This window comes from Bacillus sp. VA13, from assembly GCF_055710085.1.
In genome coordinates this window covers 77,806-102,236 of sequence record NZ_JBVQPP010000002.1, presented here as the reverse complement: position 1 = coordinate 102,236, position 24,431 = coordinate 77,806, and the positions used below count along the sequence as shown (strand labels likewise).

The 24,431-nt window shown below is 38.1% G+C and carries 21 protein-coding genes; 7 read left to right on the top strand and 14 right to left on the bottom strand.

What is annotated here, in order from left to right; genetic code table 11:
* Nucleotides 1-19: 19 nt before the first annotated feature.
* From gntP to ahpF, 4 genes are all read left to right on the top strand, one after another.
* A complete protein-coding gene (gntP, locus tag AC0C66_RS08785; RefSeq protein ID WP_014115803.1) occupies nt 20-1,366 on the top strand; it encodes a gluconate permease GntP in 1,347 nt (448 codons plus the stop codon).
* Between the two features lie 23 nt (nt 1,367-1,389).
* On the top strand, nt 1,390-2,796 hold the full coding sequence (gene gnd, locus AC0C66_RS08780; RefSeq protein ID WP_014115804.1) for a decarboxylating NADP(+)-dependent phosphogluconate dehydrogenase: 1,407 nt from the start codon (nt 1,390-1,392) through the stop codon (nt 2,794-2,796).
* Nucleotides 2,797-3,311: 515 nt separating this feature from the next.
* The gene (ahpC, locus tag AC0C66_RS08775) at nt 3,312-3,875 is read left to right on the top strand and encodes an alkyl hydroperoxide reductase subunit C (protein WP_014115806.1); all 564 of its coding nucleotides are present in this window, start codon (nt 3,312-3,314) and stop codon (nt 3,873-3,875) included.
* Between the two features lie 13 nt (nt 3,876-3,888).
* Entirely contained in the window at nt 3,889-5,418 is a 1,530-nt protein-coding gene (gene ahpF, locus AC0C66_RS08770) for an alkyl hydroperoxide reductase subunit F (RefSeq protein WP_268455607.1), read from the top strand.
* A gap of 113 nt (nt 5,419-5,531) precedes the next feature.
* Here the strand turns inward: ahpF and AC0C66_RS08765 are convergent, their stop codons facing one another.
* From AC0C66_RS08765 to AC0C66_RS08755, 3 genes are all read right to left on the bottom strand, one after another.
* Complete coding sequence (locus tag AC0C66_RS08765) at nt 5,532-6,905, bottom strand: polysaccharide pyruvyl transferase family protein (protein ID WP_079287659.1); 1,374 nt, start codon at nt 6,903-6,905, stop codon at nt 5,532-5,534.
* Between the two features lie 338 nt (nt 6,906-7,243).
* Entirely contained in the window at nt 7,244-8,683 is a 1,440-nt protein-coding gene (gene bglA, locus AC0C66_RS08760) for a 6-phospho-beta-glucosidase BglA (RefSeq protein WP_079287660.1), read from the bottom strand.
* A gap of 13 nt (nt 8,684-8,696) precedes the next feature.
* Nucleotides 8,697-10,565 (bottom strand): beta-glucoside-specific PTS transporter subunit IIABC, encoded by a 1,869-nt coding sequence (locus tag AC0C66_RS08755; protein ID WP_088680255.1) that lies wholly within the window; start codon nt 10,563-10,565, stop codon nt 8,697-8,699.
* A 156-nt stretch (nt 10,566-10,721) separates the two neighbouring features.
* Here AC0C66_RS08755 and AC0C66_RS08750 point away from each other — a divergent pair, with 156 nt between their 5' ends.
* Complete coding sequence (locus AC0C66_RS08750) at nt 10,722-11,432, top strand: GntR family transcriptional regulator (RefSeq protein ID WP_461845857.1); 711 nt, start codon at nt 10,722-10,724, stop codon at nt 11,430-11,432.
* 61 nt (nt 11,433-11,493) lie between these two features.
* The gene (locus AC0C66_RS08745) at nt 11,494-11,655 is read left to right on the top strand and encodes a hypothetical protein (RefSeq protein WP_072183398.1); all 162 of its coding nucleotides are present in this window, start codon (nt 11,494-11,496) and stop codon (nt 11,653-11,655) included.
* Nucleotides 11,656-11,784: 129 nt separating this feature from the next.
* Here the strand turns inward: AC0C66_RS08745 and AC0C66_RS08740 are convergent, their stop codons facing one another.
* The 5 genes from AC0C66_RS08740 to AC0C66_RS08720 form a co-directional block, all read right to left on the bottom strand.
* Complete coding sequence (locus AC0C66_RS08740) at nt 11,785-12,507, bottom strand: peptide ABC transporter permease (protein WP_072183397.1); 723 nt, start codon at nt 12,505-12,507, stop codon at nt 11,785-11,787.
* Between the two features lie 20 nt (nt 12,508-12,527).
* A complete protein-coding gene (locus AC0C66_RS08735) occupies nt 12,528-13,157 on the bottom strand; it encodes an ATP-binding cassette domain-containing protein (RefSeq protein WP_014481448.1) in 630 nt (209 codons plus the stop codon).
* Between the two features lie 153 nt (nt 13,158-13,310).
* Nucleotides 13,311-14,069 (bottom strand): peptidase, encoded by a 759-nt coding sequence (locus tag AC0C66_RS08730; protein ID WP_072183396.1) that lies wholly within the window; start codon nt 14,067-14,069, stop codon nt 13,311-13,313.
* The gene (locus AC0C66_RS08725) at nt 14,050-15,009 is read right to left on the bottom strand and encodes a YydG family radical SAM peptide epimerase (protein ID WP_014115818.1); all 960 of its coding nucleotides are present in this window, start codon (nt 15,007-15,009) and stop codon (nt 14,050-14,052) included. Before AC0C66_RS08725 ends, AC0C66_RS08730 begins: the two co-directional genes overlap by 20 nt.
* A 57-nt stretch (nt 15,010-15,066) precedes the next feature.
* Nucleotides 15,067-15,216 (bottom strand): epipeptide YydF family RiPP, encoded by a 150-nt coding sequence (locus AC0C66_RS08720; RefSeq protein WP_014115819.1) that lies wholly within the window; start codon nt 15,214-15,216, stop codon nt 15,067-15,069.
* A gap of 622 nt (nt 15,217-15,838) precedes the next feature.
* Here AC0C66_RS08720 and fbp point away from each other — a divergent pair.
* The gene (fbp, locus tag AC0C66_RS08715) at nt 15,839-17,764 is read left to right on the top strand and encodes a fructose-1,6-bisphosphatase (protein ID WP_072183395.1); all 1,926 of its coding nucleotides are present in this window, start codon (nt 15,839-15,841) and stop codon (nt 17,762-17,764) included.
* 484 nt (nt 17,765-18,248) lie between these two features.
* Here the strand turns inward: fbp and AC0C66_RS08710 are convergent, their stop codons facing one another.
* From AC0C66_RS08710 to AC0C66_RS08685, 6 genes are all read right to left on the bottom strand, one after another.
* Nucleotides 18,249-19,106, bottom strand: a complete 858-nt coding sequence (locus AC0C66_RS08710) for a hypothetical protein (RefSeq protein ID WP_461845856.1) — start codon at nt 19,104-19,106, stop codon at nt 18,249-18,251.
* Between the two features lie 170 nt (nt 19,107-19,276).
* Nucleotides 19,277-22,075: a TrlF family AAA-like ATPase gene (locus AC0C66_RS08705; RefSeq protein WP_461845855.1), complete on the bottom strand. Its 2,799-nt coding sequence runs from the start codon at nt 22,073-22,075 to the stop codon at nt 19,277-19,279.
* Nucleotides 22,076-22,095: 20 nt separating this feature from the next.
* Entirely contained in the window at nt 22,096-22,632 is a 537-nt protein-coding gene (locus AC0C66_RS08700; protein WP_133485297.1) for a hypothetical protein, read from the bottom strand.
* 124 nt (nt 22,633-22,756) lie between these two features.
* Nucleotides 22,757-23,443 (bottom strand): GIY-YIG nuclease family protein, encoded by a 687-nt coding sequence (locus AC0C66_RS08695; protein ID WP_472973540.1) that lies wholly within the window; start codon nt 23,441-23,443, stop codon nt 22,757-22,759.
* Nucleotides 23,444-23,648: 205 nt separating this feature from the next.
* Nucleotides 23,649-24,128: a 23S rRNA (pseudouridine(1915)-N(3))-methyltransferase RlmH gene (gene rlmH, locus AC0C66_RS08690; RefSeq protein ID WP_003226975.1), complete on the bottom strand. Its 480-nt coding sequence runs from the start codon at nt 24,126-24,128 to the stop codon at nt 23,649-23,651.
* A gap of 80 nt (nt 24,129-24,208) precedes the next feature.
* On the bottom strand, nt 24,209-24,379 hold the full coding sequence (locus AC0C66_RS08685) for a CxxH/CxxC protein (RefSeq protein WP_003236479.1): 171 nt from the start codon (nt 24,377-24,379) through the stop codon (nt 24,209-24,211).
* Nucleotides 24,380-24,431 lie beyond the last annotated feature (52 nt).

Here is a 24,431-nt window from a genome sequence, read left to right as displayed (position 1 = left end):
TGAAGGGGAGGGCATTACCATGCCGTTAATCATCGTTGCACTTGGGATCCTAGCTTTACTACTTTTGATTATGGGCTTAAAGTTAAACACATTTATTTCCTTACTGGTCGTATCGTTCGGCGTGGCATTGGCACTCGGGATGCCGTTCGATAAAGTTGTCAGCTCCATTGAAGCAGGAATAGGGGGAACTCTTGGCCACATCGCACTCATCTTCGGACTCGGTGCGATGCTGGGCAAGCTGATCGCCGATTCAGGAGGCGCACAGCGAATTGCGATGACACTCGTCAACAAATTCGGAGAAAAAAACATTCAATGGGCCGTTGTCATTGCCTCATTCATTATCGGTATTGCGTTATTTTTTGAAGTAGGATTGGTTCTATTAATTCCGATTGTATTTGCGATTTCAAGAGAATTGAAGATTTCTATTTTATATCTCGGAATTCCGATGGTCGCAGCACTATCGGTCACACACGGTTTCCTGCCGCCGCACCCCGGACCTACAGCGATTGCTGGTGAGTACGGCGCAAACATTGGGGAAGTGCTGCTGTACGGCTTTATCGTTGCTGTTCCGACAGTGCTCATCGCAGGGCCTTTGTTTACAAAGCTCGCGAAAAAAATCGTTCCTGCCTCATTTGAGAAAAACGGCAATATTGCATCACTTGGTACGCAAAAAACGTTCAAACTTGAGGAAACACCTGGCTTTGGAGTCAGCGTCTTTACGGCAATGCTTCCTATTATCATCATGTCGGTCGCGACCATTATCGATCTGCTTCAAGAAACAATCGGATTTGCGGATAACGGAGTTTTAGCTTTTATCCGATTGATTGGAAACGCATCGACTGCTATGATTATTTCGTTATTGGTTGCAGTCTATACAATGGGCATCAAACGCAACATTCCAGTCAAAACCGTGATGGACTCTTGTTCAACAGCCATTTCACAAATCGGCATGATGCTTCTGATCATCGGAGGAGGCGGCGCCTTCAAACAAGTGCTGATCAACGGCGGTGTCGGCGATTACGTGGCAGACTTATTCAAAGGTACTGCATTATCGCCAATCGTCTTAGCATGGCTCATCGCGGCGATCCTGCGCATTTCTCTAGGGTCAGCCACCGTTGCCGCGCTAAGCACAACAGGGCTCGTCATTCCGTTATTGGGACATTCTGATGTTAACCTGGCATTAGTCGTGCTAGCAACAGGCGCAGGAAGTGTCATCGCTTCACACGTCAATGATGCCGGCTTCTGGATGTTCAAGGAATACTTCGGATTAAGCATGAAAGAAACATTTGCCACATGGACGTTACTGGAAACGATTATTTCCGTTGCTGGACTGGGATTCATATTATTGTTAAGTTTAGTTGTATGAAATTGATGAAGGAGCTGTAACACATGTTCAATACGATTGGTGTCATAGGCTTAGGCGTAATGGGAAGCAATATCGCCTTAAACATGGCAAACAAAGGTGAAAACGTCGCCGTCTATAATTACACCAGAGATCTAACGGACCAGCTTGTCCAAAAGCTGGATGGACAATCTCTCAACCCATATTACGAGCTTGAAGATTTTGTTCAATCGTTAGAGAAACCAAGAAAAATCTTTTTGATGGTCACAGCGGGAAAACCCGTAGATTCCGTCATCCAATCATTAATGCCTTTACTTGAAGAAGGCGACGTCATCATGGACGGGGGCAACTCCCACTATGAGGACACAGAAAGAAGATATGACGAGCTGAAGGAAAAAGGCATCGGCTACCTGGGAGTCGGCATTTCCGGCGGCGAAGTCGGCGCATTAACAGGGCCTTCCATCATGCCGGGCGGAGATCGCGAAGTCTATGAGAAAGTCGCTCCTATCCTGACGAAAATCGCAGCTCAAGTTGGAGATGATCCGTGCTGTGTCTACATCGGTCCAAAAGGGGCAGGGCACTTTACAAAAATGGTACACAACGGCATTGAGTATGCCGACATGCAGCTAATTGCAGAAGCCTATACGTTTCTGAGAGAAACGCTGCGTCTGCCGCTTGATGAAATTGCATCTATTTTTGAAACATGGAATCAAGGTGAGCTGAAAAGCTATTTAATAGAGATTACAGCTGAGATTTTACGCAAAAAAGACGAAAAAACAGGACAGCCTCTGATTGATGTCATCCTTGATAAAACCGGCCAAAAAGGCACCGGAAAATGGACGAGCATGCAGGCGATTGATAATGGCATCCCGTCCACAATCATCACAGAGTCCTTGTTCGCCCGCTACTTGTCATCCTTAAAAGAAGAACGGGTGGCAGCTCAAGACATGTTAGCAGGCCCGGAAGCCGAAGAAAAACATTTAGATAAAGACACTTGGATTGAATACGTCAGACAGGCTCTTTATATGGGGAAAGTATGCGCCTACGCACAGGGCTTTGCCCAATACAAAATGTCATCTGAGCTTTACGGATGGAACCTGCCGCTCAAAGACATCGCCTTGATTTTCCGAGGCGGCTGCATCATTCGCGCAGATTTCCTAAATGTGATCAGCGAAGCATTCAGCGAGCAGCCAAATCTGGCAAACCTGCTGATCGCGCCTTATTTCACAGATAAGCTCCAAGCCTATCAAACAGGCCTGCGAAAAGTCGTTTGCGAGGGCATCAGCACAGGAATCTCATTCCCATGCTTAACCACTGCGCTCTCTTATTACGACGGCTACCGCACAGGACGTTCCAATTCGAACCTCTTGCAGGCGCAGCGCGATTACTTCGGCGCCCATACGTACGAACGGACAGATATGGACGGCGTTTTCCATACGAATTGGTCTGAATAACAGTCATAAAAAAACACGGTCAGTTTCAACTGAACCGTGTTTTTTTCATCTATGATTTCTTCTATCTCAAATAACAGGAGACATAAGCTATGTTTTAAATATCATAAACAGTGATACAATAATAGCTAGAAACAATCCCCAAGATCATCATGTGATAGCATGCTTGCTGTTCCGTTCTTTCTGCTATTTGTTTATTGAGAAAAATGATCAAACGATTTGCCCCTTGCTCATTGTGTCATAAAATGTTCAAATGCTTAAACGGACTGACATTCTGATTCACAAAAGTCCCGGAAAACCTTGTCTAATTGAGAATCAACCCTTATTAATATTCTCATTTGCTATAAAAGGGATGCCTAAATCTTTCCTGTCACCCTTAAATAAAACGAAAAAAAGAATGATATTCATGGGGTTATGGCTTGACAAAAAATATATATTAATTAATAATTCATATATAATTAGAATTATTATTGAAAGCACTTATGCTTTCTAATACATTTTTAGGAGGAATAAACATTATGTCTTTAATCGGTAAAGAAGTACTTCCATTCGAAGCAAAAGCATTCAAAAACGGTGAATTCATCGATGTGACAAACGAAGATTTGAAAGGCCAATGGAGCGTATTCTGCTTCTACCCAGCAGATTTCTCTTTCGTATGCCCAACTGAGCTTGAAGATCTTCAAGAACAATACGCTACGCTAAAAGAATTAGGTGTTGAAGTATACTCTATCTCTACAGATACTCACTTCGTACACAAAGGCTGGCATGACAGCTCTGAAAAAATCGGCAAAATCACTTACGCTATGATCGGTGACCCATCTCAAACGATCTCTCGCAATTTCGATGTTCTTGACGAAGAAACTGGTCTTGCTGACCGCGGAACATTCATCATCGATCCAGATGGCGTCATCCAAACTGTAGAAATCAATGCAGGCGGTATCGGCCGTGACGCAAGCAACCTTATCAGCAAAGTAAAAGCAGCACAATACGTTCGTCAAAACCCAGGTGAAGTTTGCCCGGCTAAATGGGAAGAAGGCGGCGAAACTCTTACACCTAGCCTTGATCTAGTAGGTAAAATCTAAGGAGTGCATTCCATTGGTACTTGATGCAAATATCAAAGCACAATTAAATCAATACATGCAGCTAATTGAGAATGATATTGTTCTCAAAGTTAGCGCAGGCGAAGATGACACTTCTAAGGACATGCTGGCTCTCGTTGATGAGCTGGCTTCCATGTCATCAAAAATTTCAGTTGAAAAAGCTGAATTAAACAGAACGCCAAGCTTCAGTGTCAATCGTGTCGGAGAAGACACTGGCGTTACATTCGCCGGTATCCCTCTGGGCCACGAATTCACATCATTAGTCTTGGCATTGCTCCAAGTGAGCGGCAGACCGCCTAAGGTAGACCAAAAAGTCATTGATCAGGTGAAAAAGATCAGCGGTGAATACCACTTTGAATCTTATATCAGCCTGACATGCCACAACTGTCCTGACGTTGTACAAGCTTTAAACATGATGAGCGTGCTGAACCCGAACATTACGCACACGATGATCGACGGTGCAGCATACAAATCAGAAGTTGAAAGCAAAAATATCATGGCAGTGCCGACCGTTTACCTGAATGGCGAATCCTTCGGAAGCGGCCGTATGACGCTTGAAGAAATTCTTGCGAAATTGGGCAGCGGCGCAGATGCATCTGAGTTTGCTGACAAAGACCCGTTTGACGTTCTTGTTGTCGGAGGCGGACCTGCTGGCGCAAGTGCAGCCATCTACACTGCGCGTAAAGGCATCCGCACTGGTGTTGTCGCTGAGCGCTTCGGCGGACAGGTTCTCGACACAATGAGCATCGAAAACTTCATCAGCGTCAAAGCGACGGAAGGTCCAAAGCTTGCTGCAAGTCTTGAAGAGCACGTGAAGGAATATGATATTGACGTCATGAACCTCCAGCGCGCAAAACGCCTTGAGAAGAAAGATCTGTTTGAACTTGAACTTGAAAACGGCGCTGTCCTGAAAAGTAAAACAGTGATCCTGTCAACAGGTGCCCGCTGGCGCAATGTCAACGTACCTGGTGAACAAGAGTTCAAAAACAAAGGTGTCGCATACTGCCCGCACTGTGATGGGCCATTGTTTGAAGGCAAAGACGTAGCGGTTATCGGCGGCGGAAACTCTGGAATTGAAGCAGCGATTGACCTTGCAGGTATTGTCAATCACGTTACTGTGCTAGAGTTCGCGCCAGAACTGAAAGCAGACGAAGTCCTGCAAAAACGTCTCTACAGCCTGCCAAACGTCACTGTCGTGAAAAATGCACAAACAAAAGAAATCACAGGCGATCAGAGCGTTAACGGCATCACATACGTAGACCGCGAAACAGGCGAAGAAAAACACGTTGAACTCCAAGGTGTATTCGTCCAAATCGGTCTCGTGCCAAACACAGAATGGTTAGACGGAACGGTTGAACGCAACCGCATCGGCGAAATCATCGTCGACAAACACGGCGCGACAAGCGTCCCAGGCTTATTCGCTGCCGGCGACTGCACAGACAGCGCGTACAACCAAATCATTATTTCGATGGGATCAGGTGCAACTGCCGCTCTCGGCGCGTTTGATTACCTTATCCGCAACTAATATAAGAAAGCCGCAATATTGCCAGATTGGCAGCATTGCGGCTTTCTTTTTTATTCCAAAAATATTGCATGTTTTATACAATTGTAATATAGTTGTAATGTTAGTGGATGAAATTATTTCTTGCCTAGCATATCTGCTGTTTTTAAAGCCAAGCGCACTGATTTTCGATTTAAAGTGCCTTGATACTTTTTAATTTTTTTGTCTTTATCAGCCATTTTCTTTTTTAGATCTTTAATGGCTTTTTCCTTTTTGGCATTTTCTAATGTAACAAGTGCTTCCCAACGCTGAGCAGTTTCTGTTGAACTGCAGCCGCTGACAGGAGTTACATATGGAAGAAGCTTGATGCTGGATAGTTTTTCATCAAAAGGGATAGTATTAGGAGTCAGAGTTTCTCTATAAATATGATCCAATTCATTCTTGTTTAAGAAGCTGATGAAATGATCAAAATTTTGCGCCTGACGTTTCACAGGCTGTTGAAAATCAAGTGTTTCGATGAGTTCTGACAGTTTTGTGCCCTCTGTTATCTCATTAGCCATAACATGTGTTAACTGATGATATTCAGCCAATTCTCTCATTCTCGCATCTTTCGGAAGCAATAGACTCGGTGTTCCAGCAATGGTAGCTGCAATATTTCCATGCAATCTTGCACCAAAGCTCAAATCAGCTTGTCTTAGAAAGTCTAACCAAGTCGGTACATTCAAAAAGAACCGTACTCTATTATTCTGATAAGCTGGATCTTCCATGCTGACCGGATAGTTATCTGCAGGTTCCGCTATAGCAGGCGCACCAGCATAAGTCAGGATCATTTCTTTTCGCCATTGCGGAATAAAGTAATGATTCGGGAACTCTTTCATGCTTCTCGTAATAAAGTCCAGCACATGCTTAGGAGACAATCTTGATGAGTTAACCGTCACCATTGAATCTGGTGTGATATGGGTTTCTCTTATCTTCAGTTCTCTTCCAAACGCATACATAGAAGGACAGCCAATTACCGTATGGTCAATACCTTCACGGAATCCTAATCTGGAAAGGTATTTCGCTGTAATCTCACCGCGGACACCGATCATATTTGATCTCTCCAGCACGGCACTCACGAACGCCTTTACATCCTCATCAAAAGGAAAACCTTCATTTAACTTTGGTTCAAACGGCGCCCGCAAACCAACACCAATCACAACAACTGGGATGGTTAATTTCTTTATTAATTGTGTGTATTTGCGTAATGAAGGTACAAAATCCTCCCTGAATGCATCTGCCAGCGGTATGATATACATATCATACTTTTTATTAATTTTATCGGCATCTTTTGGGTTAATTCTATAATAATCAGGTGTAATTGTAGTTCCTTCGGTCATCAACGTACGAAATACACTGTATGCGTAGACTAAGTTTCCTACGTTACCGCCAATGGAGTTGCGAACAATCATTTCGGCTGCGTCAAATGTATCAAATGGTGATATACCAGCTCTAATTAAGATATTTTTCATTTTCTAATGTTGCTCCTTTCCACTAAAACTTCATATTAGGAGATTTACTTAGGGAATCATTTTAATTATTTAGACATTTTATTTCCGCCTCGTTTGAAATACATCTACCAACCCTATTTATCATCCTAATTTTTAATTATACAAAAAAGAACCTTATAGGTGAACTAAAATAACAAAATCAATATTGGTAAAGTGCTTCCATTACTGTATATTATTTTTACTCTCAGAAAAAAGTGATCTGTTCCTCTTATTAATCCCTCACCTCTAAAAATTAACAACTAATACTAAAAAACCCGAATCAGGCACTTCAGTAAAAGTACTCAATTCGGGCCAGCAGCTTATAATTCCTCGCCGTTCGTTTGAATGACGTTTTTGTACCACTCAAATGAATCTTTCTTATATCGCTTCATGGATCCGTTTCCTTCATTATCACGATCAACATAGATCATGCCGTAGCGTTTTTTCATTTCCCCTGTTGTGAAGGAGACGATATCAATAATTCCCCACGGCGTGTAGCCAATTAAATCTACACCATCGTAAGTAACCGCTTTTTCCAATGCTTCAATATGTGATTTCAAATATTGAATTCGTTCCGGATCATGAATCTTGCCGTCTTCCTCCAGCGTATCCACCGCGCCAAAGCCGTTTTCAACGATGAATAACGGGATTTGGTACCGGTCATAAAAACGGTTTAACGTATATCTCAGCCCAGTTGGATCAATTGCCCACCCCCAGTCACTCGATGTGATGTACGGATTTTCGACACCATTCGGCAAGCCGCCGTTGACGATATCGCCCGTATTATCATTTTCCACATCGCTTTTCACAGTTGTGGACATATAATAGCTGAAGCCTAAGTAATCAACGGTTCCGTTTCTTAAAATCTCATCATCGCCGTCTTCAAATGTGATATGGTAGCCTTCCCGTTCAAATTCCTTCAACGCGTAGCTTGGATAATAACCGCGAACCTGCACATCCGGGAAGAAATAGCGCTGTCTCATTTCTTCTTCAGCCAGCATCACATCTTCAGGATTGGAGGAGAAAGGATAAATCGGCACGTGTGACACCATGGCCCCAATCTGGAAGTCTGGATTGATGTCTTTTCCTTTTGCCACTGCTAAAGCGCTCGCCACTAATTCGTGGTGCGCCGTTTGGTACATGACTTCCTTGGCGTTTTCGTTTTCTCCAACCACCACACCTGAATTCGTCCATAGGAACAGCGGATTGTTCACGTCCATTTGGTTGTTGATCTCGTTAAATGTCATCCAGTACTTCACTTTATCTTTGTAACGGTTGAAGCAAGCCTCTGCGAAGTTGACGAAGAAGTCCACGACTTTCCGGTTTCTGAAGCCGCCATATTCTCTTGCCAAATGCAGCGGCATTTCAAAATGAGACAGGGTAATGACCGGCTCGATCCCGTGCTTCAGCAATTCATCAAACACATCATCATAGAACTGCAAACCCGCTTCGTTCGGTTCAGCCTCATCGCCTTTCGGAAAAATCCGGCTCCAGCCGATGGACGTCCGCAAGCATTTTAATCCCATTTCTGCAAACAAAGCGATATCTTCCTTGTATCTGTGATAGAAATCAATGGCTTCATGATTCGGATAAAATTCGTTTTCTTCAATAGTGTCAGTGATTTTTCTCGGCACACCGTGCGCACCCGCTGTCATGACATCGACGACACTCGGCCCTTTACCGCCCTGATTCCATCCGCCTTCAAATTGGTGGGCAGCTAAAGCACCGCCCCATAAAAAATCCTTCGGCATGTTTCCCATGTTTCATTCCTCCTCAGCTTACGACTGTAAATAATTTTTGGTCTAACGTACTTTCTTCAAGATCCTCGATGAGAATTTCTTGATACGCATGTGAATTCGTGATGATGACTGGGGTAATCGTTGTTAACCCTTTCTCTTCAATGAAAGCTTTATCAAATTCAACAAGCACTTCGCCTTTTTTGACGGTATCGCCCTCTTTCACCTTCAATGTAAAAGGAGTGCCGTCTAATGTCACCGTATCCAGTCCGACGTGCACAAGCAATTCGACGCCAGACGCCGAACGAAGGCCGATCGCATGCTTTGTAGGCGCGACCATGACGACGGTTCCGTCAAACGGGGCAAACAATTTATTATCGGATGGCTCAATCGCCAACCCTTGTCCCATTGCACCTGAACTGAATACCTCATCAGGCACCTTAGAAAGCGGGATCACCTTGCCGCTAAACGGAGCATATACGGTTTCTTCATTTGCCTGTGCCGTTTGACCATTTTCCTTTTCCGTCTGTGCAGCAGTATCTTCACCGTAGCCAAAGATCTGAATCAGCACAACAGGGAGAATCACCGCAATCGCAGCACCGATTAAAATGCCCCAAATGGATGTCGGGAATTGTTCATTGATACCATTCACGATCGTCAGCGGTCCCGGAAGTCCCGCATAGGCAAAGTAATACGGATGAAAGAAGCTTGCCACGATTGCGCCAACCGCGCCGGAAATACAGCCAAAGATAAACGGCTTCTTAAATCTCAAGGTTACACCATAGATCGCCGGCTCTGTAATGCCAAACAATCCTGTGATTCCAGCTGAGACGCTGACTTTTCTCGTTTCCTTGTTTCTCGCTTTCAAAATGACGCCAAGCACGGCCCCAACCTGCGCAATGACCGCAATCGTTTGATACGCTTGAAATGAATCTCGACCGTATAAATCAAAGTTTGCCAATACCATCGGCGTGATGCCCCAATGTACACCGAAGATGACGATGACCTGCCAGAATGCCCCGATGATTGCTCCTGCCAAAGCCGGCACGTTTTCCGCCAAGAAGTTGTAACCGTTTGCAATTCCGTTTGCGCCTAATGTTGTCACAGGGCCTATGAGGACAATCGTTAGCGGCACCATGATGACCATGCATAGAAACGGAACAAATAACGGTCTGACCACTTCGTTCATTCTCTTATTCAAGAATCGTTCAAGATAAGACAATATCCACACTAAAAATAATGGCGGCAGCACGGAAGACGTGTATGTCGTTTGCGATAAAGCAATCCCTAAGAAAGAAATGCTCTTTCCGTCTGCGATTTGAGCTGCCATCTCCGCCCATGTCGGACTGACTAACGCGGCACAGCACGCTACAGCGATATACGTGTTGGTCTTAAAATGCTTTGATGCCGTAATCGCGATAAAAATAGGCAAAAACGTAAACGGCGCCCAAGATATGAAACTGAAAACCTGATAAACTCCTGTTTTCTCAAAACCAGCAAACAATAAGTTAATGATAATTAATGCCCCTTGCAAAATACCAGCAGCGGCCAGAATGTATACAAACGGCGCAAACACAGCTGACATCGTCGCAATGATCCGGTTCAACATCGTTCCTTTATTCTCGCTCTGTTCGCCAGAAAGATCAATATGGACCAGCTTTGAAAACTCCTCGAAAACTTCCCCTACATGCTGTCCAATGACAACCTGGAATTGACCGCTGTTCTCTACAACCGTAATGACGCCGGGCATCGACTTCACGATATCCTTCGCTTTAGGGTTAGATCGCTTCAGCACCAACCGAAGCCTAGTAGCACAGCGAGAAGCTCCTATTACATTCTCTTCCCCGCCTACGGCCTCCAAAATGTCTTTCGCTAGTCTTGTATAATCTCTCACTTTCCCCGACATTTTCACCCACCCCTTTGTTTGGTTACGCTTTCATTATAATTGTACCGGTATAATTTATCAATAGCCTTACAAAATATTTGTATACTTACTATGATTGTAAGCGGTTTATGCTATAATTTTGACAAGTGAAACTAAACGAATAAATGAGGAATGTGTATGTTAAAGTACCAGCAAATCGCAGAAGAAATCGAAAATTATATAGAAGAAAATGAGCTTCAGCAGGGAGATAAACTGCCAGTGCTAGAAACCCTCATGGCCCAATTTGAAGTCAGCAAAAGCACAATCACAAAGTCCCTGGATCTATTAGAGCAAAAAGGCGCAATCTTTCAGCTCAGAGGAAGCGGCATCTTCGTCAGAAAACATAAACGAAAAGGCTACATCAGCCTTCTGTCAAATCAAGGATTTAAAAAAGACCTCGAGGATTTCAATGTCACCTCAAAAGTCATTGAGCTGGACGTGAGAAAGCCGACACCGGAAGCGGCAGAAAATCTAAACATCGGACTTGATGAAGACATCTACTTTGTCAAAAGGATCCGCTACATCAACGGCCAAACCCTATGCTACGAAGAATCCTATTACAACAAATCCATCGTGACGTATTTAAACAACGAAATCGTCTCCCACTCCATCTTCCATTACATCAGGGAAGGACTGGGATTGAAGATTGGTTTTTCTGATTTGTTTCTGCACGTGGGCCAGCTGAATGAGGAGGAAGCGGAGTATTTGGGGCTGAAAGCTGGACTGCCGAAGCTTTATATTGAGAGTATCTTTCATCTGACGAATGGGATTCCGTTTGATTACTCGAAGATTTCTTATAATTATGAGCAGTCGCAGTTTGTGGTGCAGGCTAATAGTTTTTTGTTGTAGGCTACTGCATCTTGCTTCTAATAAAGAAACAAGGGACAATTAACTATGGAAGGTGGTCGACATGTACAAAATCATCATTCCTGCAATACTAGCCATCTTCATACTTTGGATACTATTACAGATTTCATTAGTGATGAGCATCTTTAAGAATCCAATGAATTACTTTATCGTATTCATTATCTTTTTCCTCTTTATAAAGATGGTGAAAGAAAAACAACAATAGATTGGGTGATGCAAGCAGAAAGACGCCCTCCCCTTAACAAAATCAACAGGCCACATGCATTTATCTCAGAGTAACGATAATATAGATGCACACAAAAAGCTACTTCACTGAGAGAAGTAGCTTCCTTTATCATATGCCCATTTTGATCCATCTCGTTTTAGAAAAACGAAGTATAATCGCATTTATAATCATGATTGAAACTAAATATAAAATAATGTATAAAATATCATTACTCCCAAGTGTCATGTTATCAGATTGCAGCACTCTTTCTATTCGGGGATACATAGTGTTACCTGCCTCAAAAGGAGCAATGAAACCAAACGTTTTATTGCTTATAGCTACTAAGATAACAGAAGTCATCCAATAAACGATACTGACACCTATACTAATTAATATATTAGGACATAACATGCTTATAGTTCCGATAATTAGAATATACTGCAGTATAACTGCAGAAAATAAAAAAAGTAATAATGCAAAATGCGAAAAATCATGGTACATCAATGATATGATTAGCAGGCCTAGCGTTATAAATGCAAAACATTCCAAAAATAAAACAGCTATCTTTTTATAAAAGAAAGTATAGATGTTCTCTCCAATTAATTTGTAAAAGAGAATATTTTTGTTTGAATACTCTCTATTAATAAAGAAAGCTATAACAAATGAAAATAACATCAAACCAAACTGGGTTGCAACAGTATAGGAGCTAAAGAAAAACATTTCAGGTGTAACATTGCTGACTTTATCAATTCCAACAAGTAAAAAATATCCCAGCAAAAATAAAAATACAAACATTGCTCCTAAAATAATGATAACTTTGTTGCTAATACTCTTTTTAAACTCTAAATTCATCTCAAGCCCCCACTGTTTTATTACTCATTTATATACACTTCAATTAATTTATCCACTGAATGATATTGTTGAATTTCTTGGTGATTAAATATATAATAATCCCCTTCTATCGCCTTTAAATCAGACAAATCATGTGTAATGTTAATGATAATCTTCTCGGGGTTCTCCTGAATATACTTGTTTAAGAAGCCATGAATCTCTATAACCGTTTTTTTGTCTAATGAATTCGTTATTTCATCTAAAACAATAATATTTTTATCCTCTAATAAGAAGCTGAGCAATTTTAATTTTTGCTTTTGTCCATCACTCAAATTTTTGATCAGAACTTTTCCATCAATATTATCCAGATTAAGTAAATGTGCAATTTTATCTATCATTTCTGCATCAAATTTTTTACTCAAAAAGTGTAATAAAAAGTCCTTAGAAACATCATTAGGTATATTCGACGAGCTGGATATTAAAGAAACATTTTGACGAATATCTCTGCCGATTCGTTTGCTATTATTCAACAAAAAGTCTTTAGCAAGCTGTGATTTACCGACTCCATTTTTTCCGACAACATGGTTGATTTTCCCACTCGAAAAATGTAAGTCAGTGTCCTGAAGTAACGTTTTGCCCTTCACTTTTAAAGTATAATTCGCTATGTTCATATGCATACTCCTAGGAAATATTTACATAAAGAAAGAGCTACTTCTACTTTGTTAATTGGTTACTACTGTTTTCACTTTTGAAGTACCTCTTTCGTTTCCGATTCAGCACTGGAAGAAATGTTTTTTCGATGATTAATTTGGAGATCTTTTACTCTAGTTTACAATAAATAATATCCAATGTACAACGGAATTTACCGCAAGGCCAACTCCTATAATTTGAATAGTAAGCACTAACCAATGATTTGTTTTAAAGCGGCTATATTCGTCTAAGCCAAGATAAGCCAAAAGAATTTTGTATCCATCAGAATTCAATATTGGAACTAAGTTCCACAGTAAAGTAGATGAGAATAGCATAAATGCCACCGTTAAGGGTTCACTGGAAATTGTAAAATGATTTATTAGTTCTAGAATATTAATTATAAAGTAATTGATAAACAAGCCGAATAAATGAACGATTATCTTTTCATTTCTGGATAGCATATAGGTTTCATTCAATTGGACATAAAAAGCAGGGAACACATAAAAGTTCAGTTTAAAACCAAATTTATCAAAGTTTTTCCCAAAAAATTTTAAAGAATAAATATGTCCCATTTCATGAAGCACTATATTCATTATAAAGTAAATAGCTATAATTATCCAGATTTCCCATCCGAATATTACAGTGGTTAACTCTTTTTGCAATTTTATCAAATGGATATAATTCAACATGAACATTGTAGCCGTAAAAGATAAGAACAGGTAAAAAAACTTTGATGACACTTTCTCTTTATAAGTTTTAAAGTATGATAATTGTTCATCTGTAAGAGAATCTAAGTTTTTCTTATAATAATCTCCACTTGTTTTATCTTTTATAAAAACGTTTTTTTGTACAATCACTTCATATTTTTCATCTTCATACTTCAAAATTTTCATAATAATATTTTTCCATGTGAGGATAAAAGTAGTTTATTTTTTCCGCGGAGTTGAATAGAGAACCACAAACACCACAAATCGAAGAAAATTCATAAGGGATATCAAATTCCTCTATTTTATTGTTTTCTTTTAAAATGTCCAAGAACCATTTGAATCCTTCTTTCCTAAGAATAAATAATAGCAAATTTGAATTTAACTTTTCCACTGTTCTTTCAAAATTCTGATTATACTCTTCTCTTAAGGTTATTTTTGTTTCAAAAATAGCGGGTGAACAACACGGATAAATCTCTCCGTCATGATGATATACAATCTCATATCCGGGACAATATAAGGAATCCTCATCATCAAGATTGTAAAACTTATGTATATTTTCTTGTCTAATCCTAGTTCTGGCAGCACCAACTGATATCATTGGAAATTTTGTAATCTTTACACCTAAGATTGAATCACCCAACTCCTCCAAAATGTGGTTTGACATCTTGTCTTTAGTAACTGCCATATTAAGAGAAATGTCGATATCAGGGTATTTCCTGCTATGTTCTAATATGTTTTTAATACTGGACGATTTAACAAATGGAGCATGGTACTCATCATAACTTATAGTTAAGGCTACGACATTTAACGAATTCATATCATAAAAGTATTCTTGAACCCTTTTCCTGCTGACACCCCAAAACCCATTAGAAATCAACGTTATTTGTTTTTCATATGGTTTAATGATTTCCATTAGTTCTTTTAAAAATATATAATCTAAAAAAATTTCCCCGCCTGTAAATGAAATCACTTGAATGGTTTTATTTTTTGCAAATTCAGTAACTAAGTCTCTTATATAATCCTTTTCCATCTTAATTGTAGAAGTTGGCGAACTAGAAAAACAACAATGATCACAAGACGCATTACACTTAGAATCTAAATTGATTGATACTGTTTTGTCATACATGATTAACCCCCCCGAAAAATGGTAAAGGAGAGTTAAACTCTCCTTTATACCCCCTAATTAATGACCACTTCCAAGAATCCAGCGATTTTCTTTTGATTTCACAAAGTACCAAAGGTCATTCACTTTTGCTAACTTCTGTGATTCGTCTAATAGACCCTTAAACTCTAAGTTTTTTACAGGCTCATTGTTTGTGTTTTCCTTTTTCATAATATCCCCTCCTTCTCTACTAATATAACCCAATTATTCCATATAGTCCAATATGAGTCAACACATTAGACTAAAAAATCAGAATATTTTTTCTGGTTCTAGGATATATCACTCATTCGCAATTGATATAGATCCACTGAAACCTATATCATATAGATTAAAAGTCATGTCTCACTTCCGAATCAAAACATCATTAATAGACTACAACAGGTATACAGGTCTTCAAGAAGATAGAAACAAAGACAACAATTACTCCCACTCTTAGATAATCAAGTAGTGATTAGGGTAAACAAATGATTGTTATCACTATATTAATAATGCAAATTTGATAACAAGAATAAGGAGCTCTGTCCCTTCAGCCTAACCCCGGACCAAATAGCTCTCTCCGTGGAGACTGTTGTTAAAGGTTTTTTTGAGCTCTGCTTTCTCTCCTGTTTCCACTTTTCTTAATTCCACGCTCATCTCTGCTCCTCTCTTACTCATTTCAATTGTCTCTAAAAGCAGTTATGAGTTACTATCATATAAAGGTCCAATGTTTAAAAATAATGTCATACTTTTAAATTCACCTTATCATGCACATGCTCATAAATAGGGGTTTATTCTAAAAAGGGGATGGACGATTTTGGAAAGCAAGTACTTAGATCTACTCGCACAAAAATACGATTGTGAAGAAAAAGTGGTAACAGAAATCATCAATTTGAAAGCGATATTGAACCTGCCAAAAGGCACTGAGCATTTCGTCAGTGATTTGCACGGGGAGTATCAAGCATTCCAGCACGTGCTGCGCAATGGTTCAGGACGAGTCAAAGAGAAGATACGCGACATCTTCAGCGGTGTCATTTACGATAGAGAAATCGATGAATTAGCGGCATTGGTCTATTATCCGGAAGACAAACTGAAGTTAATCAAACATGACTTTGATGCGAAACCCGCATTAAACGAGTGGTATAAAGAAACGATAAATCGAATGATTAAGCTCGTTTCATATTGCTCCTCCAAGTATACCCGCTCCAAATTACGCAAAGCACTGCCTGCCCAGTTTGCTTATATTACGGAGGAGCTGCTATATAAAACAGAACAAGCTGGCAACAAGGAGCAATATTACTCCGAAATCATTGATCAGATCATTGAACTTGGCCAAGCTGATAAGCTGATCACCGGTCTTGCTTACAGCGTTCAGCGATTGGTGGTCGACCATTTGCATGTGGTCGGCGATATTTACGATCGCGGACCGCAGCCGGATAGAATTATGGAAGAACTGATCAACTATCATTCTGTCGATATTCAGTGGGGAAATCACGATGTCCTTTGGATCGGCGCCTATTCCGGTTCCAAAGTATGCCTGGCCAATATTATCCGCATCTGTGCCCGCTACGACAACCTGGATATTATTGAAGACGTATATGGCATCAATCTAAGACCGCTGCTGAACCTGGCCGAAAAATATTACGATGATAATCCAGCGTTCCGTCCAAAAGCAGACGACAACAGGCCAGAGGATGAGATTAAGCAAATCACAAAAATCCATCAAGCGATTGCCATGATCCAATTCAAGCTTGAGAGCCCGATTATCAAGAGACGGCCGAACTTTAATATGGAAGAGCGGCTGTTATTAGAGAAAATAGATTATGACAAAAATGAAATCACGCTGCATGGAAAAACATATCAACTGGAAAACACCTGCTTTGCGACAATCAATCCGGAACAGCCAGATCAGCTATTAGAAGAAGAAGCAGAAGTCATAGACAAACTGCTATTCTCTGTCCAGCATTCCGAAAAGCTGGGCCGCCATATGAATTTTATGATGAAAAAAGGCAGCCTTTATTTAAAATATAACGGCAACCTGTTAATTCATGGCTGTATTCCAGTCGATGAAAACGGCAATATGGAAACGATGATGATTGAGGATAAACCGTATGCGGGCCGTGAGCTGCTCGATGTATTTGAACGATTCTTACGGGAAGCGTTTGCCCACCCGGAAGAAACCGATGACCTGGCGACAGATATGGCCTGGTATTTATGGACAGGCGAGTACTCCTCCCTCTTCGGAAAACGCGCCATGACCACATTTGAGCGGTATTTCATTAAAGAGAAGGAAACGCATAAAGAGAAGAAAAACCCGTATTATTATTTACGCGAAGACGAGGCAACCTGCCGAAACATCCTGGCAGAATTCGGCCTCAATCCAGATCATGGCCATATCATCAACGGCCATACACCCGTAAAAGAAATCGAAGGAGAAGACCCCATCAAAGCAAACGGAAAAATGATCGTCATCGACGGCGGCTTCTCCAAAGCCTACCAATCCACAACAGGCATCGCCGGCTACACGCTGCTATACAACTCCTACGGCATGCAGCTCGTCGCCCATAAACACTTCAACTCCAAGGCAGAAGTCCTAAGCACCGGAACCGATGTCTTAACGGTCAAACGATTAGTGGACAAAGAGCTTGAGCGGAAGAAAGTGAAGGAAACGAATGTGGGTGAGGAATTGCTGCAGGAGGTTGCGATTTTGGAGAGTTTGCGGGAGTATCGGTATATGAAGTGAGGGAATATGGGGTTCAGGGATGATGATAGACTCCTCCCCTATAGGTAAACAGATGAAAGAAGAAATCTGGTTGCCTTAGGGGAGTTTTTCATGGATAGAAACTAGTGCTTAAAAGAAAAAAACTACATACATTCAGAAGGTGATCAGAGAAATGCTTCGGTGAAAGAGTTGCAAAAAAATATGGCAATTCACACCGGATGGAGGCACAAGATAATATAACACAACCCCCACTCTATTATTACTAACTATTAAGCCAGTCGAAATAGAAAATTATCATGCCTGCAATCCTAGCTAGCCATCTTTGTTCTCTTGATACTATTTCAGATTTCACTTAAGATTAGCTTCTTTAAGAATCCAATGAATTACTTTATCTAAATTATTATCTTCTTTCTCCTTATTAAGATTCTGACAGATTTTGTATTAGAATCTAGTTTTACGTTGTTATTCACATTATAAATTCCTTGATGAAATCCAATAGCCGAAATCACTTTAATTTTCTATTCCTTTTTCTCTTATGATTAATAATTGACCTTTTAAATGCAACTTCTCTAATTTTTTCTTTTTTTCTTCTGACTGGACTTATTATAACCATTAAGATAGGAAACAAATAGGCCATAAAATTAGAAAATGGCAACCAATCAGAGACTCTTAAAAACAATTCAATGATTTGTGAGCTCTCACTTTGTTTCCTATCAATCACTAGATTAATTATCCAACTTTCACAAAGAACAATTGAAGACATAATCAAAATAAATTCCAAAATACTAAAAACAATATAAGTATTTTTTTCTCTAACTGACAATTTAATTTTAAAAATTGAAACTTCTTTCCTGTCATAAATTAAAAGTGTTTCTGTGAAAAACCATTCTCGTACAAACACAAATAAGAACTGAAGAATGAAAAATAAAACATAATAAAATAAACCCACCAAGAAAAATAGTATTGTTAATAATAAAAATAAAGAAGCAATTATTAAAAATAAATCACTTTTTATCACCATATAAATTCCAATAAATAAAAACATAAAAAAATTCAAATAGGCTGCTATTTTAGATGTACGGATACAATATTTTATATCCGCTTTCAAAACATCCTTAGTAACATTTTTGTTAGAAATATAAAAACAACAATAAACAGCTAAAAAGACTCCGAAAAATATTAATAGCTTATGAACTATTTTATTATGTGGATCTAAATATATCATAAGCATACTAGATAAAATTAAAACAAATAAAAAAGATACTCTTATAAAACTAAAATTATATAAAAAAAGATTTGTCATTACTCTAGAACGAGTGTGGGTTTTTTTCATTCTAGATGTAAACACTTCAAATTTTGTCATTATGGTTAAGCTTCTCCTTTTTTTGAACTCAAATCACTAAGTTTTTTGTAAGGACTGAAAAGATCAATGTATCAGTTTACATGATACAAATTGATAACTCCAGCCCTCTAAAAAGGTTGGTAAAAGCCAATGACTCATACATACAAGTGTGACTGCTAAGAAGATAGTTTTTAAAAACCGTACTTCTTCTCTCTTTGAGTAAAAGCATCCGCTCCACCTTCGAGAATCTCGCATATATGAGATTTTATCCCTTTTGATTTGATTTTAATACTATCTTTGTCATGAAAATCACATTCAATTGCACCGTTTATATACTCAAATCGATGTTCTTCATTTTCAAGTAACATTGGGTCTTGATTTGCAATTATTACATTTTCACTGTCTGTCAATACAACAAGGTTTGCATTGTGAGTAACAATTATTATTTGTCGGTTTAGACTTTTTTCAGTAATAAACTTCACTAGATCAGTAGTTATTGTTCTATTATCTAAATTATCTTCTGGTTGATCTATTAGTATAGGATGACTCTCATTACTAATGTTTAAAAATAGTTCTAGTAAAACTAACCCTCTTTTTCCAGGAGACATTTCTAAGAGTGCATCATTGTCTTTTTTGAGATCAAATATAACTTCAATGTAATCAGCGAACAATGATTGTATAGCATTTATTTTTGTGGTTCCTTTTTTTAACTTTAAATCCTTATTTTCTAATATTGATTTTAATAAGAATTTTATTTTTGTTGCATAGTCTTCTTTATTAAAGATAAAAGATTCGTCATCTGAAAATATAGCTTTTTCAGCACAACCTGGAAATAAACTTCCTACTTTTCCTCTCCTTGAAAACTTATTCATGAAATTCACATCAAAAGCATCTTGCCTAAACTCAAATTTCACATCAATAGATATATCTTTTAAGTATTTTGATTGATTAAAATAATCAATTATACTTTGATTTATATCGATGTTTCCAGCTTGTAATGCAACTAATTCTTCAGCTGTGTGTATTAATTGTCCCTCTAATACTTTAAGTTCCTCTTTTTTCGTTATAATTTGAATTAAGTTTTGTTCCTCATTCTCACATTTACTCTTAATTAGTTGGATCTCACCCATATTTTTTGTTTTTGTAATTAAAGGCTTTAACGCATCCTGAACAGCAACTAATTCATGTTCAAATTTTTCTTTTTCATTATTTAAAGAACTTACTCTTTCTTGAATATTATTTTGAATCTCTATAAAGGCTTCACTAATTTTTTGTCTTAAATTATCAATACTGCTTTCAAAAAATTCGTCTTTTCGGTCGATCTGTTTTAAACTTTCATTAACTTGATCATAGATAATATTTAATTCTTTTGATATATCCTGATTGTATCTCCCCATTTTTCTTGTTAAATCTATTTTCTTTATTACTTCATCTTTAATTAGTTCTTTTTCCTTTATATGTTTTTCCTCTAGTTCTGTTAATTCAGACACTGATAACTTATTTGCCATATCATCTTTAAGTTTCTCTATTTCCATCAGAATAGCATTTTCATCGCCTATTTTTATAATTTCTAACTCCTTACTTTTCTTTTTTTGAAGAACTTCATCCAATCTAGTTATAGCTTCTGCTGTTTTTCTCTTAGTGCTTTGTAACGCTTCCTGTTTTTCTTTCATAAAAAATTGGTTACTTGGATCTTGAAGCAGTATTGATAAAATTTTATCTTGTAAAACATGATTAGCAGTATCTTCAGATAAAGTGTTGATATACATCTGTGGGATATATGTTACTTTACCTATTTGCTCATCAGAAATGTTGCTGGTTACAGATCCATTTCTCCATTTAACTTCAAATGGTGCTTCTTCAATAAAGGTCCCTTTATAAGGGTTTCTCCATAACTCTTGTTGTTCTCTAGTATCAAGTTCATGTTTTGAAATTGATTGGGCAATCTTATAAAGTAATAACGATTTTCCGGATGATTTACCTCCAATTATAGTATTTAGACCCGGATTTAATTTTATTTCTCTGTCACTAAAGTCACTCGTTGCTGATTTAAAACTTATAGAAGAAATTACATCATAGTTATTTTTTTGATCAGGATGGTGAGGTTGAATCAAAACTCTGCTAGATGGTTCATGAACTATTTGTTTTAAACCTTCGAAGGTAGGTTCAGATTTTATCCAAGTAAATCTATCATTATCAGGTTTTCCAATTCTATCAAATGAATGAGCGTCTGATCCATGAATACATGGCATTAATTTACCGCATTGTTCTATTGTGTTTTTATAGTTGTGTTTACCTAAAAAAAACTCTCGATCTCTAGGATTGCTACTAAATATAGCATGTGCAAAATGATAAATTTCTCTTCTCACTGCTAAAAAGGAATCGTCTCTTAGACCTGAGTTACCGTCAGTATTACTATTAGGTAAGACAATCAAATATTTATTATTAAGCAATTTAGTGTGTTTTTTTAGGATTTTATCTATTCCCTCAATTGATACCTTGAACTGCTTCATTCCTTCTTTCAATGCCTTTTCACGGGAAAAAGCCTCATCCTCTTTCAGAAATATTTCTCCCAAATTCTGCAAATCACTATTTATACATTTATATGTAGATCCTTTATATATAAATTCTAACTCGCTAAGAAAGTATCGTTCAATAATTTCTGGTTGTAGTTCAGGATCAAAAAGTATATGTAGATTAATAGGAGCACCCTTATGTGTTGTTTTATCTAGTCTAAGTTCAATATTGGGTATAACTAAATCAATATTAGATAGTCTACCTGTATTTCTCTGTTCAATAACTTTTTTATAACCTTCAATTGAAAAATAATCTGTTATTCCAATAACACTAATATCTGTAAGACTTTCTAAAGTTTCTATATACAAATCCCAATTGCCAGAGTATTCACTATGCAAAATAGAATCAGGAGAGTGGATATGCAAGTCCCATTTTCTCCAATATGAACCACTTGTATTCAGATATTTTTTCATACCACACCTCTTATTTAAAATTAATAACTTTCTAATTTACTTAAAAATAGTTTTCCTTGATGATAATACTCGATTTCTACAATTCTCAACTCTAAATTAATTTCATAGTATACTCCTAAAACATATCGACATACATGGTCGGGTAAAGTTGTACCGTCGAAAATCCATATATCATCAAAAAAATTTTTAGTAAGTGCAATTAATCTTTTTCTATCTTGATTTTTTTCACTTTGAGGATGACTAGATTTTTTCATTTCAATTGCAATTAAGTTATCCTGTTCTATATTTTCTCCTCTACTATGAATAATAATATCACTAGTAATAGGTATTACTTTCCTTCTTTCATTTAAAATTGTCTTTTTTTTCCCCTTGTTTCGATTATACTCAACGTCAACATGGTAATCGGAAAAAGTTGTTTTTCTTATCTCGCTTGTCAAATACTTCATCAACTCTCCACACAAAGATCGTTCAGAAATACCACTTGATATAAAGGCTTTCTGTTCTTTAAGAAAAGATATACTAGTCTTTTCAAAAAAATTAACTAACTCTTGTATCAAAAACTCACCTACTTATTTTAAAATTAATTTTAGGCTTCTTATTTATGATAAGGCTCTCTGTGTAATATCTAAATGAGGTATACTTATTATATAAACTAGCATTATTACGGTGGTCAGAATTCTTTTATGAATCTAGCAATTTTTTATTTACAAAATCGACTAATTCAATTACTTCATCTGGATTTGTATCGAACCACTCTAAGCCAGGCGAGTTTTCAATTTGTTTTCCTCTCACTTTTAAGATAGAATGTAACATTGTTTCCAATAGGGATGCATCATCAGTTTTAATAATGTATTCAATAGTTGGGGTTTCTGGTAATGCCGTCGATACTTGAGAAAGAATTCGGATAATCGGGTCTCTATCTGTTCGTCCAATCTTGCATGGCCATGTTCGATTATTCTGTAACAAGGAAAGTTTTTTATAACTGTCAAAGTAATATAAATACACCGCAGAAATACCATTTCCATAAACAGCATGTGCAGGGATTTCTTCTACTTTAGTTACATCCTCTTCCTGTCCCTCATTATCTTCTATTACCGGCAAATCTCTCTTATTTACCTCCCAGAATCCATATGACCTATTTGTTACCCATTCTTTTTTTGCCATATTTTCAAGCGCTCTTTTTACTGACCTTGAAAAATCTTTTGCCTCAGGTGGTAATCCACCATTAATCTTATGGTGATTCAGTACTTTAGTTACTATTTCATCTCGTTTAACCGTTTTCCCATTAAACAATCCAATTATTAAATCTTCTATAATTGTAGGAGTTATAGGTAATTTATTATACCTATACTTATACTCTTCTTCCATTTATACTCATTCCTTCCTATAATTATTCAATATGAATATATTTAATAATTTAATTATATATAGGTTTAATGGGTTAATAGCTGTATTTTATTAGCGAGTAAATTATCCTTATTGAGGATGATAAAGAATCAATTCATTATTATAACTTCTGCTTCTAATCAACTTAAATGACCCTCAATACACTTTAGTATCAAAAAAACCTCATTTACTTATGATAAGGCTCCCCACGATTAATCCGAAAAGCCCGATAAATCTGCTCCACCAGAATAAGACGCATCAACTGATGGGGAAACGTCATTTTCGAAAACGACAGCTTTTCATCTGCTCGCTTCATCACTGCGTCGCTCAGTCCGAGTGATCCGCCGATGACGAAGGTGACTTTGCTTTTTCCATAAGTAGCCAGCTTATCTATTGTATCGGCCAGTTCTTCGGATGTTTTCATTTTTCCTTCGATGGCGAGAGCAATCACGTGGGCGTCGGGGCTGATTTTGGATAAGATGCGGTCGCCTTCTTTGTCTTTTATGATTTTCATGTCCTGATCACTTAGGTTTTCCGGCGCTTTTTCGTCCGGGAGTTCGATGATGTCGATTTTTGCGTAGGCCGAAAGTCGTTTCGTGTATTCTTCAATGCCTTGCTTGAGGTATTTTTCTTTTAGTTTTCCGATTGTCACAATATTGATATTCACAGGTCATCCCCACTTTAGAAACAAGTTATTCATATATATTGTCCACAATTGTGGATATCTTTTCTGTATTTTGTGTAAGATCATTCGTTCCCCACTATATATACTGCGGGGTCTCCACATAATTCACAGGCTGTGGATAAACTGTTAGTATGTTCGATTTTTCTGATTTCGGGCGGCAGTTCGTGGTCGTCTATGTACATATCTAGCACGGTTTCGATGTGTTCTTCACAGGAATAATACGTTTGTTTCATGTTCAAATCCTCCGATGGTTTCTTGCATTTTTGCAAATATTCTCTTCCCAAT